10 protein-coding genes are annotated in these 13,340 nt (G+C 74.9%); 2 read left to right on the plus strand and 8 right to left on the minus strand.

Going from position 1 to position 13,340, the window contains the following annotated elements; all coding sequences use genetic code 11:
* Window positions 1–94: 94 nt before the first annotated feature.
* From ACZ6Z8_RS16990 to ACZ6Z8_RS17015, 6 genes are all read right to left on the minus strand, one after another.
* Window positions 95–1,663, minus strand: coding sequence for a multicopper oxidase family protein (locus tag ACZ6Z8_RS16990; RefSeq protein ID WP_465610433.1), 1,569 nt, complete (start codon window positions 1,661–1,663; stop codon window positions 95–97).
* Window positions 1,660–2,133 carry a hypothetical protein gene (locus ACZ6Z8_RS16995; RefSeq protein ID WP_465610435.1) on the minus strand — a complete coding sequence of 158 codons (474 nt, stop codon included), beginning with the start codon at window positions 2,131–2,133 and terminating at the stop codon, window positions 1,660–1,662. Before ACZ6Z8_RS16995 ends, ACZ6Z8_RS16990 begins: the two co-directional genes overlap by 4 nt.
* A 223-nt stretch (window positions 2,134–2,356) precedes the next feature.
* The gene (locus tag ACZ6Z8_RS17000; protein ID WP_465610437.1) at window positions 2,357–3,145 is read right to left on the minus strand and encodes an aminotransferase class IV; all 789 of its coding nucleotides are present in this window, start codon (window positions 3,143–3,145) and stop codon (window positions 2,357–2,359) included.
* Window positions 3,138–4,205, minus strand: coding sequence for a GNAT family N-acetyltransferase (locus ACZ6Z8_RS17005; protein WP_465610439.1), 1,068 nt, complete (start codon window positions 4,203–4,205; stop codon window positions 3,138–3,140). Before ACZ6Z8_RS17005 ends, ACZ6Z8_RS17000 begins: the two co-directional genes overlap by 8 nt.
* A 112-nt stretch (window positions 4,206–4,317) precedes the next feature.
* A complete protein-coding gene (locus tag ACZ6Z8_RS17010) occupies window positions 4,318–4,836 on the minus strand; it encodes a hypothetical protein (protein WP_465610440.1) in 519 nt (172 codons plus the stop codon).
* Window positions 4,826–5,776 (minus strand): DMT family transporter, encoded by a 951-nt coding sequence (locus tag ACZ6Z8_RS17015; protein ID WP_465610442.1) that lies wholly within the window; start codon window positions 5,774–5,776, stop codon window positions 4,826–4,828. Before ACZ6Z8_RS17015 ends, ACZ6Z8_RS17010 begins: the two co-directional genes overlap by 11 nt.
* A gap of 117 nt (window positions 5,777–5,893) precedes the next feature.
* Here ACZ6Z8_RS17015 and ACZ6Z8_RS17020 point away from each other — a divergent pair, with 117 nt between their 5' ends.
* Both ACZ6Z8_RS17020 and ACZ6Z8_RS17025 read left to right on the plus strand, forming a co-directional pair.
* Window positions 5,894–6,772, plus strand: a complete 879-nt coding sequence (locus tag ACZ6Z8_RS17020) for a LysR family transcriptional regulator (protein ID WP_465610444.1) — start codon at window positions 5,894–5,896, stop codon at window positions 6,770–6,772.
* A gap of 239 nt (window positions 6,773–7,011) precedes the next feature.
* Complete coding sequence (locus tag ACZ6Z8_RS17025; protein ID WP_465610446.1) at window positions 7,012–8,331, plus strand: carbohydrate-binding protein; 1,320 nt, start codon at window positions 7,012–7,014, stop codon at window positions 8,329–8,331.
* A gap of 76 nt (window positions 8,332–8,407) precedes the next feature.
* Here ACZ6Z8_RS17025 and ACZ6Z8_RS17030 read toward each other — a convergent pair whose 3' ends face one another.
* Together ACZ6Z8_RS17030 and ACZ6Z8_RS17035 are read right to left on the minus strand one after the other, a co-directional pair.
* Window positions 8,408–11,386: a hypothetical protein gene (locus ACZ6Z8_RS17030; RefSeq protein WP_465610448.1), complete on the minus strand. Its 2,979-nt coding sequence runs from the start codon at window positions 11,384–11,386 to the stop codon at window positions 8,408–8,410.
* Window positions 11,386–13,314 (minus strand): HSP90 family protein, encoded by a 1,929-nt coding sequence (locus ACZ6Z8_RS17035; protein ID WP_465610450.1) that lies wholly within the window; start codon window positions 13,312–13,314, stop codon window positions 11,386–11,388. Before ACZ6Z8_RS17035 ends, ACZ6Z8_RS17030 begins: the two co-directional genes overlap by 1 nt.
* Between the last annotated feature and the right edge of the window lie 26 nt (window positions 13,315–13,340).

Here is a 13,340-nt window from a genome sequence, read left to right on the forward strand (position 1 = left end):
CCTTCGAGGGCTGCGGCTCCGCGCAGCGCTGGGACAAGGGTGCCGGAGGGCGCGGCGAACGCCCTCCGGCGTACGGCCGTCCGGGTGAGCCGGCTCACCCGACCGTGAAGTCGGCCATCATCGCCATGTCCTCGTGCTCCAGGTTGTGGCAGTGCATCATGTACGTCCCCGCGTAGTCGGTGAAGCGCACCAGCACCTCCACCGCCTCGGCCGGTCGCAGGTCGACGGTGTCCTTCCAGCCCGCGTCCCACGCCCCCGGGTCCTCGCCGTTGCGCCCGATCACCTGGAACTGGTTGAGGTGGAGGTGCACGGGGTGGTGCCCGTCGCTGGAGAAGCGCCACCGTTCGACGCTCCCGAGGGCGGGGGTGGCGAGGTTGCGCCCGGGCTCGTACGGGTCGCCGTTGATGGTCCAGCCGTCGCTGCGGCTGCGCCGGAACTTGAAGTTGCGGGTGGCGACGGCGGCCGAGGCGTCCAACTCCTCGACGGCGGCCAGCTTGTCGGGCACCCTGGCGTCGTCGTTCACCGCCCGGGAGGAGACGTCGAAGCGCATCACCTCGGCGGTGCGCCCGCTGCCGAAGCGGTTGAGCAGGCGCACCTGGGTGCCGGGCCGGTAGCGGGAGAAGTCGATCACCACGTCGAAGCGCTCGGCGGAGGCGATCTCGATCGCGTCGTGGGTGACCGGGGCGGCGAGCAGGCCGCCGTCGGAGCCGATCTGGACCAGCGCGTCGCCGCCGGAGGGCTGGGGGTCCAGTTCGAGCCGGTAGGGCCGGGCGTTGGAGGCGTTGAGCAGCCGAAGCCGGTAGTGCGCCCGGTCGACGTCCAGGCGCGGCCAGGGCGCGCCGTTCACCAGGATGACGTCGCCGAGGACGCCGTTCATGTAGTCGTCGGTGACGCCGGGCACGGCGAGCGAGGCGTCGGCGGACGGGTAGCGCAAGGAGCCGTCGGCGGCGAAGGCCCGGTCGGCGAGCATCAGCGGGAGGTCGCGCTCGCCGCGCGGCAGCGGCAGGGCGCCCTCCTCGTCGTCGTGGACCAGGTGGAACCCGGCCAGGCCGCGCCAGATGCCGGGGCCGGTGAAGCCCATCCGGTGGTCGTGGTACCAGAGGGTGGCGGCGCGCTGTCTGCCCGGGTAGGTGTGGGTGCGCTCGCCGACCAGGTCGTGGCCCGTCCTGTGCCGCATCCCCGGCATGCCGTCCATCGGCCCGGCGGCGGGGAGGGTGGATCCGACGGGCAGCAGCAGGTCGATCGGGTAGCCGTCGCTGTCGGCCGGGGTGTGCCCGCCGTGCAGGTGGACCACGGACGGCACCGGCAGCTGGTTGCGGTGCTTGACCACCGCGGCCCGGCCTGAGCGGGCGACCACGGTCGGCCCGGGGTAGGTGCCGCCGTACGTCCAGACCTCGGTCCTCACCCCGGGCAGGATCTCCAGCCGGGCGACCTGCTGGGTGATCTCGTAGTAGTCGCTGGTGCCGTCGGTGCGCACCGGCTTGAGCACCGGTGGCACCGGCAGCGGGACCTGGAAGGCCGCGGGCAGGTCGAGCTCGCTGCTGAGCAGCCGCCCGGGCCGGCCCTCGGTGAACAGGCGGGCCGCGGAGGGGGCGGCGACGGCGGCCAGCGCGCCCGCGCCGAGCACGGAGGCGCCGATGCCCAGGAACCGGCGGCGGTTCACCGCTTCACCTCCACCGGCCCGCCGGGGCGCGGCAGCACTCCGCTGCCGTCCGGTCCCTCCTCAGGCCGGCCCGCGCGGGCGGGCAGCGGCAGCCGCCAGGCGCCGACCAGGCCGAACAGGATGCCGCTGACCAGCAGCACGCCGAGCGTGACGTGGACGCTGACCGCCCCCGCGTAGCCGGCGCCGATCTGGCCGGTCACGGCGACGGCGAGCACCGCGGTGGTCCAGAGCGGCCAGAGCGGGCCGTGCCCGGGCCGGCGCACGAGGAAGGCCACCACCAGCTGGACCACGACCACGGTGGCCAGCGTCATCGCGTTGCCCTCGTGGTCCTTGAGGGAGTCGTAGCTGCCGTCGAGGAAGCTACCGGCGAGCACGACCTGGAGCACGGCCAGCAGCGCCTGGGCGGTGGCGGTGATGCGCAGCAGGATCAGCGGCCAGCGGGGCGCGGAGGCGGCAGGTGGACTGCTCATGTCGGGGGCTACTCTCTGCTTCGGCGGGTCGGTCGGGCGAGCGGGACCGTAGCTGATTGCTCGTCATGATCAGCCACCTGCGGGCGCTCGGGGCCGTTCCGCCATTCCATTGGGCCGTTCACCGAGGGATTTGTCGCCCGTTCGAGTGATTCACCCGAGCGGTCCTCCAGAGCGCTACTCCCCCGGGCCCGGCCGCCCGGCCGCCGGGCCCTTCCGGCCGCGGCTACACCGGGTCGGCGGCGATCCCGAGGTAGGCGGCACGCAGCTCGGCGAGCAGCGGGTGCGCGGGGTCGAAGGCGGTGCCGTCGACGGCGGCCAACGGACGCAGGCCGACGCCCGCGTTCAGCGCGAAGGCCGCGTCGAAGCGCGCCAGATCGGCGGCGCGGACCGGCTCGCGGGACTGCGGGCCGCCGTACGCCCCGGCGAGCAGCGCCTCGGTGACGCCGGGCAGGCTGGGGCCCGCGGGCCGCACCAGCAGGCTCCCGGCCAGGAAGCCGACGTTCCAGGTCGCACCCTCGGTCACCAGGCCGTCGTCGTCGGTGAGCAACGCGTCGTCGTACCCGGCGAGTTGGGCGGCGCGGCGGTGGTGGATCAGGCCGAACAGACCGACGTGCTTCAGCTCGGGCAGCTCGCGCCGGTGGGCCACCGTCCGCACCCGCAGCGGGGCGGGCTCGGCGGCCGCGGCCGGGCGGGTGGTCACCAGCAGGGCGGGGGTGGCGGAGGCCGCGGGGCGTTCCAGGCCGAGCGCGGGGTCGTAGACGGTGACCCGGACGATCACCGGTGCGCCGTCGGCGGGCAGCACCGCGCGGATCCGCTCCCTGACCAGCGCCCGGTCCAGCTCGGTGGCGAACAGCGCTCGGCAGTCCCGCACCAGCCGGTCCAGGTGCAGCTCCAGTCCGCGGACGCCGCCCGCCTCGACCCGCAGCGTGGTGAAGTGCCCGTAGTTGAGCAGTCCCAGGGCGGCGAGCCGCGCCGGGTCGGCGGGCGCGCCGTCGATCTCGATCTCAGCCATCCCCCGAGTCTGCCAGTTGCGGGGACGCCGGCCGCACCGGCTGCTCCGGCAGTGCGGCCGGCTCGGGGAGTGCGGCCGGCTCGGGCCGTGTGACCGGCTCGGGGAGTGCGACCGGCTCGGGGAGTGCGGCCGGCTCGGGCAGCGGCGCCGGACGGTACGGGCCGGGGCCGACGGCCGCACGGCCCGCCCGGGTCCGCGCGGCCCGCTCGAACTCCTCGATCCTGACCGCCAACCCCTCCGGCTCACCCGCGTCCGCCCAGCGCCACGCCTCCGCCCACCACTGCGGGCCGCGCACCAGCGGACGGCCCGCCAGCGCCAGGTACAGCGCCAGCGTGGAACGGGCGTACTCGTGCACCCAGCCGTCACAGCCCCGGTAGTCCGCCGTCTCGTCCAGCCGCAGCCAGCGGCCCTCCTGCCCGGCGGCCAGTATCGGCACCCAGCCGCGCTGCCGGTCCGCGACCAGCAGGAGCAGCCGCCCGTCCTCCTCGCGCACCCGGTGGAGCGGGAGTTGGGGCATCCGGGCGAACGACAGGGACCGCTTCCAGCCCACCACCCACAGCCCGCGGCGCAGGTAGTAGCGGACGGCGGGCCGCCAGCTCCAGTGCGCCTCCAGCCGGAAGCCCGGCAGGCCCTCGGCGGTCGCCGCCGCGTACACCTCGTCCAGCGCGGCCGCCGCCAGCCCGCGACCGCGCGCGTCCGGCCGCAGGTAGAGGGAGGACACGGCGAGCTGGCTCGGGCCCTTGGTCCAGTTGTCCACCGCGACCGTCCCGACGACCTCGCCGCCCTCGCCGAGGATCCAGTACCGGCGCCGGTACAGCTCCCCGCCGGGCCACTCCCGGCCGCTCTCCCCCAGCCGCTCCCGCCAGCCCCGCTCGGCCGCCGGCGCCAGTCCGTCCGGGTCCACCAGACCGCCCAGCTCGCCCTCCACCAGCGACGCCAAGTCCCAGCGGGCGAACCGCTGTTCCTCCCCCTCGACGGCCGCCCGCAACCGCACCCCCGCCGCCAACCGGTCCTGCGCCCGCCCGACCGCCTCATCCCACGACCTCACCACGGTGGCCACCCTAGCGCTCCTCCGGGCACGACCTGTAATCCCCCGACCACCCAACGTCAGCCCGGCCGGTCCGGCCCTCCGTCGCCGGCCGCCCGGCAGACGGCTACGGCTACGGCTACGGCTACGGCCGGATGACGATCGTGCTGGACGTGCCGTCGCCCCACACGGTGGTGTTCAGCATCATCCGGCCGTCCAGCGACGCCATCGTGAACTCCGGAACGTAGCGGTCGGTGAACAGCGTCGCGAACCCGCTCCGCAGCAGGGTGACCTCACTGCCCACCAGGTCCCAGCCGTGGATCAGCCGGACCCGGAACCACAGCGAGCCGGGCTCCTCCTCCGCCCCGTCCGAGCGCTCCGGCTCGCCCTGGGGCCCCGGGTCGAGCGCGAGCAGGAACTCCGCGTTCTCGTCGAGGAGTCCGTACTCCGTCGCCATCCGGTACCAGTCCGCGTTGAGGCGGTCGGCCAGGTCCGGGGCGTCCAGGTCCACGCTCTCGGAGTCGAAGCGCCCGTCTCCCGGACGGACGTTCGCGGGCCCGTGGTACGGCGGCAACCCGGGCAGTTCGACCTTCCCGACGACCCGGTGGATCAGACGCAGTCCGGCGGGGGCGAGCAGGTCGGCCGTCTCGGTGTCAGTGAGCATCACGCGAAACGGTAGCGAAGGGGCCGCCCCGCCGTCGCCCGGGATTCCGGTCGACCCCCGGTCCCGGGGCCGTGCGGGGGCGGGTGAGGGCGACGGCGGCGACGACCAGGACGCCGCCGGCCAGGGCGTTCCAGCCGACCGGCTCGGCGAGCAGCGCGGCGCCGAGCGCGGTGGACCACAGGGGCATGACGTAGGTGACGGCCGAGGCGACGGCGGTGCCGGCCGTGCGGACCAGGCCGAGGTTGAGCAGGTAGGCCAGGCCCGTGCCGAAGGCGCCGAGCACCAGCAGGGCAGCGGCGGCCGGGCCGCCCGGCCAGTGCGGGAGGCCCGCCGCGGCCGGGGCGATCAGGGCCAACTCCACTGCCGCGCAGCTGATCTGGAGCGCGGAGAGGGTGGTGACCGTCTCCGGGCGCCCGGACAGGAAGCGGCGCAGGTAGGCGAAGCCCGCGCCGTAGCAGCAGGCGGCGGCGAGGCAGGCGAGGGCGCCGGCGGCCTCGCCGGAGCCCAGGCCCCGCCAGACGCCCAGGACGGTGAGCACGCCGACGAAGCCGAGCGCGAGGCCGGAGAGCCGTCGGGCGCCGGGGCGGCGTTCCCCGGGTACGGTCAGCACCGCGAACAGCATGGTGAACAGCGGGGTGGTCGCGTTCATCACCCCGGCGAGCACCGAGCTGACCCTGGTCTCGCCGAACGAGAACAGGGTGAACGGCACGGTGTTGAGCAGCACCGCGAGCACCGCCGAGTGCCCCCACAGCGCCCGGTCGCGGGGGGCTCGCTCGCCGCGCAGCAGCAGGACCGCCCACAGCGTGGTGGCGCCCAGCACGCTGCGCCACAGCGCGACCCACACGGGCGGCACGCCCGCGTCGACCGCCACCTTGATCAGGGCGAAGCTGGCGCCCCAGATCGCCGACAGTGCCACGAAGCCCGGCAACCAGCGCCGCACCCCGACCACCTCCCCGTCCGTTGCTCTTCCGTCCTCTTCCGTGTCCTGGACAGAGGGTGGCCCGGCCGCGGAACATGAGTCCAACAAGTGGCAGTGCGGGAAGGATGAGGAACTCTCATGTCCTCGGACGTCAATCTCGCCCAGCTCAGGGCGCTGGTCGCGGTCGCCGACACCGGCGGCTTCGGCGCGGCCGCCGACGAGCTGGGCATCAGCCAGTCCGCCGTCTCGCACGCCGTCGCCGCGCTGGAGCGCTCGCTCGGCGCGCCCGTGCTGCGACGCGGATCACCGTGCCGGCCGACCCCGTTCGGCGAGCAGGTCCTGCCGCACGCCCGCACCGCGGTCGCCTCCGCCGCCGCGGTACGCGCCATCGCCACCCGGCACGCCGGCGGCCTGACCGGCACCGTACGGCTGGCGGCGCCGACCACCGTCTGCCAGGCGCTGTTGCCGGGCTTGCTGCGGGACTGGAAGGCGGCGTACCCGCAGGTCACCGTGCGGGTCTTCGAGGGCGACGACGCCGAGCTGCTCACCTGGCTGGAGGCCGGCACGGTGGACGCCGCGGTCCTGGTCGACGCCGACCGGCTGCCGCCGGGGGCGGTCGCGCTCGGTGCCGACTCGATGCACGCGCTGCTGCGCAGGGACCATCCGCTCGCCGGTCAGGAGAGCGTCCACGTGGCCGAGTTGGAGGACGACGACTTCCTGCTCTCCGAGGGCGGCTGCGAACGCCACATCCGCGAGGCCTACCGCCGGGCCGGCACCCGGTTCACGCCCCGGCACCGCATCCGCGACCTGAACTCCCTGATCGGCATGGTGCACGCGGGCGTCGGGGTCTCGGTGATGCCCGCGCTGGCGCTGACCATGCTGCCGCCCGACTGCGTCCTGGTCCCGATCCGGCCCGCCGTCCACCGGACCCTGACCCTCACCGGGCCGAGCGGCCGGCCCTGGTCCCCGGCGGTCACCGGGCTGCTCGCCGGGGTGGGGGCGACCCTCCCGGTCTGAGCGGCGGCTCCCCGGCGAGTCGGGCCCCGCCGCGCTCAACCGCGCTCAGCCCTTCGAGCCGTCAGGAGGTGGATGACTTGACCCTTTTGGGGGTTGACCGCCGTTCCGCAACAGGTCTATACCAGTGTTGACCTCCGGCACCTACCCGCCGCCGCGGGTCCGTTCGGCCGTCCCGCCACCCCCACACCCGGCGCGACCAGGCCGACCACCCCCACTGCCGCTTCCTGGAAAGGCCTCCGATGGAACGCGCTCTTCCCCCACACCCCGCCCCCACGACGCCCCGCAGACGCCGCTCCGGCCGGACCGCCCTCGCCGTGGCCGGTGTGCTCGGACTGGTCGCCGGCGGGGTCGCCGCGCTGACCGCCACCGGCGCCGCCTCGGCCGCCACCACCACCCCCGCTGCCGGCACCGGCCTGGGCAGCAACTGGTACGCCTCGGCGCCGTACCTGATGCCCGAGGACAACAGCCCGCCGGACGCCGCCGCCGTGATGGACGCGACCGGACAGCGGGCCTTCCAGCTGGCCTTCATCCTCGCCCAGGGCAACAGCTGTTCGCCCGCCTGGGGCGGCACCTCCTCGATCGACTCCGACACCACCATGCCCGCCGTCATCCAGACCGTCCGCGGCAAGGGCGGGGACGTCTCGGTGTCCGTCGGCGGTTACGGCGGCACCAAGCTGGGCCAGGTCTGCGGCACACCGGAGGCGACCGCGGCCGGCTACCAGCAGGTGATCACCAAGTACAACCTCAGGGCGATCGACTTCGACCTGGAGGAGCCGGAGTACGAGAACACCGCCGCGATCCACAACGAGATCGGCGCCGCCCGCATCCTCCAGCAGAACAACCCCGGCCTGTACATCTCCGTCACCACCGCCGGGACCACCGCGGGCACCGGCTGGTTCGGCACCCAGATGCTCAACGAGGCCAAGTCGCAGGGCTTCACGCCGAACAACTACTCGATCATGCCGTTCGACGGCGGCTTCAACGGCGCCGCCGCGCAGACCGACGCGCTGGTGAAGTTCAACCAGATCCTCCGGACCACCTTCGGCTGGAACGAGGCCACCGCCTACGCCCACGAGGGCGTGTCGATGATGAACGGCCGCACCGACGCCGCCGAGTACTTCCGCCAGGCCGACTTCCAGGCCGTACTGGACTTCGCCACCGCGCACGGCCTGGCCCGCTACACCTACTGGTCGGTGAACCGGGACCGCCAGTGCCCGGGCAACGTCGACCCGGGGCTGTCCGGCTCGTGCTCCAGCGTCGCGCAGAACGACTGGGACTTCACCAAGTACACGGTGAAGTTCGCCGGGGCGACGCCGCCCACCACCCCGCCGACCACGCCCCCGAGCACCCCGCCGACCGGCCCGGGCACGCCGACCGGTAGCCCGACCGGCAACCCGGGCACCTGCACCGCCCCGGCGTGGAGCGCGAGCAGCACGTACACGGCGGGCGCGAAGGTCTCGTACAACGGGCACAGCTACCACGCCAAGTGGTGGACCCTGAACGAGGTGCCGAGCGCCAGCGGCCAGTGGGGCGTCTGGGCCGACGACGGCCCCTGCTGACCCCGGCGGGCGAGTGAACAGGGGGCGGGCGCTCACCACGCCCGCCCCTTCCACCGCACTTGGCGGCGAACCGCGCTCAGTTCGCCGCGAACCGCGCCCGCAGCTCGGCCAGCACCTGCGCCGCCTCGGGCAGCCCGGCCGCCTCGCAGCGGGCCACCCCGGCGGTGAGCCGGTCCACCGCGGCCCGGGGTCGGCCCAGGTCGCCGCCCTCGATCAGCGCGGCCAGCCGGACGGCCTCCGCCCGCAGCGACTCCGAACGCAGCGACTCGGAACGCAGCGGTTCCGGGCGCAGCGACTCGGAGGTCCGCGGTCCGCCCGTCGGCTCCCCTCCCCGCCCGTACACCGCGATCGCCCGTTCGACCTCGGCGAGCGCCTCCTCGTGCCGGTCCGCGATGGCCAGGCAGCGGGCCCGCTCGTAGTGCGAACCACCCCGCAGGTACCAGTCGTCGTACTCCTGGCCGGCCCGCTCGGCCGCCTCGCCGAGCCCGTCCGCCTCGGCCAGCAGCGCCAGCGCCGCGTCCAGTCCCTCGGCACCCCGGCTGCGCATCGTGAGCTGCGCCAACTCGCGCAGCGTGGCCGCCAGTTGGTCGACCTTGGGAGCCTTGCCGTGCGCCTGGCGGGCCCGCCCGAGGGCGGCCTCGGCCGCGTCCCAGCGGTCCGCCCGGGCGAGGGCCAGGGTGGCTTCGCAGGCGACCATGGTGTGGGTCTCCTGGTCCTCCCAGTCGGCGACCAGGTCGGCCAGCCGCAGGAACTCCTCGGCCGCGTCCCGGTGTTCGTCCAGATCGACCAGACCGCGGGCGAGGTCCAGCCGGGCCTGGGCGACCATCCGGACGTCCAGCTCTCCGGACGGCCCGGCCGAGGCGTCCAGCACCGACTCCAGCACGGCCACCGCGTCCGCCGCCCGACCGGTGCCGCGCAGCACGTCGGCCAGCTGCAGCCGCACCTGGGCCGCCTCCTCGACGGCCGCGGCGCCCTGCCGGTCGTAGCGCGCGGCGGCCTCCGACAGCGCCCGGACCGCCCCGCCGTAGTCCTCGACCTGCACGCTCGCGTGCCCGAGCATCATGTACGTCGGCGCGTACGGGTAGGCGTCCTCGCCCCAGCGCACGGCCTCGGCCAGCGCCCGGTGGAACACCTCGACGGCCTGGCCGGGCTCGCCCTGCTGCAGCAGCACCTGGCCCAGCAGCCCGAGCACCCGCGGGGTGTGCCAGAACAGCTCGGCTGCCTCCAACTGGGCCAGCACCTCGCGCAGTTCGGCCGTCGCCTCGGCCAGGCGCCCCTGCCGGGCGGCGGCGTCGGCGGTGTACTGGCGGGAGGTGGCGGCCCGGCGGGCGGAGCCCAGCTCGACGGCGGCCCGCCGGTACCCGCCGACGGCGGCCTCGAACCGCGCGACGGTCTCCCCGGAGGGTTCGGGCAGCGCCTCGACCAGGTCGTGGTGGGCGGCGTAGGCGCGCGACTGCAGGACGATCAGGTAGTCGTCGTCGAGGATCCGGCCCGCGGCGCGCAGGTCCTCGGCCTCGGCCAGCGCGGCGTCCAGCCCCGCCCAGTCGGCCACCGCGCCCTCGACGTCGCCGAGTTCGACGATCAGCGTCCGGGTGCGGGACATCAGTGCCGGCCCGGGCAGCCCGGCCCGCTCGTACAGCTCGGCGGCCTCCAGCAGGGCCGCCTTGCCCGCGGCGTGATCGTCGCGCTGCAGGGCCTCGTGGGCGCGCTGCTCCGCGAGTTCGGCCAGCAGCCGCCCCTCACCTCCGAGTTCGGCGCTGTCCGGGTGCACGAAGTCCGCGGCGGCGGCCCGCTCGGCGATCCGCCGCCAGAGCCGGTCGGAGTCCGGATGACCGAGCACCTCCAGTTCCCGGGCCCGCAGCACCAGGGCGGTGAAGTCCTCCGGCTCCGGCTCGGCCTCCCGGCGCGCCGCCGGAGCGACGGCCGGGGCCGTGGCGAGCTCCGGCGCGGCGGCGGCCCGCACGCCCAGTGCCAGCGGCTCGGCCAGCAGCGGCCCGGCGGCCAGCCGCGCGCGCCGGGCGGCGCCCACCGCGTCGGTGCCGTTGCGGGCGTCGAAGCGGGCGGCCAGCGCGTCGCCCTCGCCACGCAGGTGGACCAGCAGGGTGTCGACCGTCCAGGCGGTGCCGGCCGGACCACTGACAGCCAGCGAACCGTGCCCGGCCCCGGCCAGCGCGGCGATCAGCACCTCGACGCCGGTGAGGAACTCCAGCCGGGCGCCGGGCTCGCCGGTCACCGCGAACAGGTCGCGGTTCTCGGCCAGCAGCTCCAGGCCGCGCGGCTCGTTGCCGGACAGCGCGCAGAACTCGATGTGCTGGCCGACGGCAGCGAGCATCGCGGCCTTGCCGCGGGCGTAGCGGTACCCGGCCAGGTGCGCCGAGCGGGCCTCGTCCGACCGGCCCCGGCGCAGCAGCGGCAGCAGCGCGGCGGCCTGGCTGAGGTAGGGCTCCTGCTCGCAGCCGCTGCGGCCGTCCAGCACCGGGGCGAGGATCTCCAGCGCGCGGGCGTCGTCCCCGGCCTCGACGAAGTGCCGGGCCCGGGCGCGGGTCTCGCAGGCGTGGCAGTCGCTCAGCTCGCTGCGCGGGCGGGCCGTCCACAGCTCGTAGGCGTCCTGGACGTCGACGCCGGTCTGCGCGGCCAGGTGGTAGCGCTGGGCGTAGTACGGCTGGAGATCGAAGCCGGCCGCCCGGTAGCGGTCACGCAGCTCGGTGTGCCAGCGCCGGATCGCGGCCAGCGGGACGTCCGGGTTGTCCAGCAGCGCGGTGGCCACCCACTTGAAGCGCCAGAACACCTGGCGGCGGGCCCACTCGCCGAAGCCGTCCGGGTCCTGGTCCCAGAGCTTGAGCACCCGGGCGAAGACCACCGGGCTCTTGCTGCGCTCGCCGTCGTACTCGTAGGCCTCCATGAGTTCGAGCAGGGCCATCGAGCGGACCCCGGTCTCCTCGAACTGCTCGGCGGCGTCGACGAGTTCCTCGGCCGTGACGGTGCGGGTGCGGCCGTACGGGCGGGCGTCGTTCTCGCGCAGCGCGGCCATCACCGCGTCGGGGGTGTCCAGCATCACGCCTCCGTCTCACCGGCGCCGGCGGAACCCGAACCCGAACCCGAACCCGAACCGGAGCCCGAACCGGAGCCCGAACCGGCCGCGCCCGCCACCTCGTGGCCGAGCATGGCGTGGTCGAGCAGGCTGATGAAGGACCGGTTCAGCAGCGCGGACTCGCTGGCCTTCAGCGGGCGGCGGGTCATCAGCACGGCCTGCCCGTACAGCGCCTCGACGGCGGTCACCGCCAGCTCGCGGTCGGTGACGGTGGCGGCGCGGCGCACCAGCGGGTTGAGGTGGTTCAGCACCAGCTGGGCGCGGGGCACCTCGGCGCGCAGCGAGCCCAGGATGTCCGCCCACAACCCGTCGGCCTCGTCGGCGAGTTGGGCACGGGTGCGCTCGTGCCGGGCCTCCCGGTTGTCGAGCAGCAGGGCCGGCGCGTTGGTCGGGTGGAAGCTGCGCAGGGCGACGTCGCAGTCGAAGCGGCCGACCACCTCGCGGGCGATCGCCAGGAAGGTGCCGGCGGCCAGTTCGGCGGCCGGATCGACGGTGTCCAGGTGCGCGGTGACGGTGCCCGGGTCGAGGTCGGCGACCGAGACGCCGGGGCGGATCTCCGGCAGCCGGTGCACCAGGTCGCGGTCGTAGGTGTAGCCGCCGTTGACCACGCCGAGCCCGGCCGCGCCGGCGATCGGGGCGACCTGCCGGAACTCCTCGACCGTACGGGTCACCAGCACCACCGGGTGGCTGCGGGCGAACTCGTCCAGGGTGACGTTGCCGTCGGTGGTCTCGAACGGCAGCCAGGGCAGCATCATCCGCAGCAACTCGTCGTCGTAACGGGCGAGTTCCTTAACGGCCAGGTGGTGCACGGACAGGAAGCGGTGCAGCAGCGCCGGGTCGCTCGCGGACAGGCCGGTGAGCCAGTCCCGGATCCGGGCACCGAGCGCGTCGCGGACGGCGGCCAGCGTCTCGTCGGCGTACAGGCCCTCGCGCGAGGCGGTCGGGCGCAGCCCGTCGGTGTCCACCACGCAGCGGACGAAGAACGCCCAGTCCGGCAGCAGTTCGTCGGCCTGGTCGGAGAGCAGCATGCCCTTGAGGTGCACCCGGTGGCCGTTGCGGCGCGAGGGCGGGGCGGCGTCGGGCAGGACGTACGCGACGCCGCGCAGGCCGACCAGCGGGAGGTCCAGCTCGATGGTGTCCAGCGGGGTGAAGTCGAAGGTGGTGCGGCAGTACTCGGCGAGCGCGTCACGCCGGGCCAGCGGGGAGCCGTGCCGGGCGGCCCACGGCGGGGTGCGGTTGACCTGGTGCGAGGTGCCGTTGGCGTCGACCACGGTGACGTCGTGGCGCAGCAGGCTGCCGAAGTCCCGGGCGAGGGAGAGCACCCGGGCGGAGCGGGTCCACTCGGCGGCGTCGGCGCGCGGGGCGAGGGTGACGGTGGTGCCGGGCTCGGGCTTGGCGGAGGCGGGCAGGGTGCGGATGGTGTAGCTGCCGTCGGAGCTGCCGCGCCACTCGATCACCGGCGCGTCCGGGCTCCCGGCGTGCCGGGTCACCACGGTGATCTCGTCGGCGACCACGAAGCAGGCCAGCAGGCCGATGCCGAACTGGCCGATGAAGTCGCCGCGGGCCGCGGCCAGCCCGGCGCCGTCCAGCCGGCCGTCGGCGTCGCGCTTGGAGCTGCGGCCGATGGTGGCGAGGAAGGTGTGGACGTCCTTCTCGGTCAGGCCGATGCCGGTGTCGGTGACGGACAGCTCGTCGTCGGCGTGGACGGTGATGGCGGTGGGCGCCTCGGGGTCGAGGGCGCGGCGCGCGGAGATCGCGTCCACGGCGTTCTGCAGCAGCTCGCGCAGGTAGACGCGCGGGCTGGAGTAGAGGTGGTGGGAGAGCAGGTCCACCAGTCCGCGCAGGTCCACCTGGAAGGTGTGCGCACTCGTCGGGTTGTCGGATGGGGACACCGGAGGCTCTTTCGGTCGCGGAATGC

The organism is Kitasatospora sp. NPDC101108 (assembly GCF_055584725.1).

Coding starts and splice junctions, on each gene's coding strand:
- ACZ6Z8_RS17030 (WP_465610448.1), bottom strand. CDS start 11,386: ATGCTGGACACCCCCGACGCGGTGATGGCCGCGCTGCGCGAGAACGAC.
- ACZ6Z8_RS17025 (WP_465610446.1), top strand. CDS start 7,012: ATGGAACGCGCTCTTCCCCCACACCCCGCCCCCACGACGCCCCGCAGA.
- ACZ6Z8_RS17000 (WP_465610437.1), bottom strand. CDS start 3,145: ATGGCTGAGATCGAGATCGACGGCGCGCCCGCCGACCCGGCGCGGCTC.
- ACZ6Z8_RS16995 (WP_465610435.1), bottom strand. CDS start 2,133: ATGAGCAGTCCACCTGCCGCCTCCGCGCCCCGCTGGCCGCTGATCCTG.
- ACZ6Z8_RS17010 (WP_465610440.1), bottom strand. CDS start 4,836: ATGCTCACTGACACCGAGACGGCCGACCTGCTCGCCCCCGCCGGACTG.
- ACZ6Z8_RS17020 (WP_465610444.1), top strand. CDS start 5,894: ATGTCCTCGGACGTCAATCTCGCCCAGCTCAGGGCGCTGGTCGCGGTC.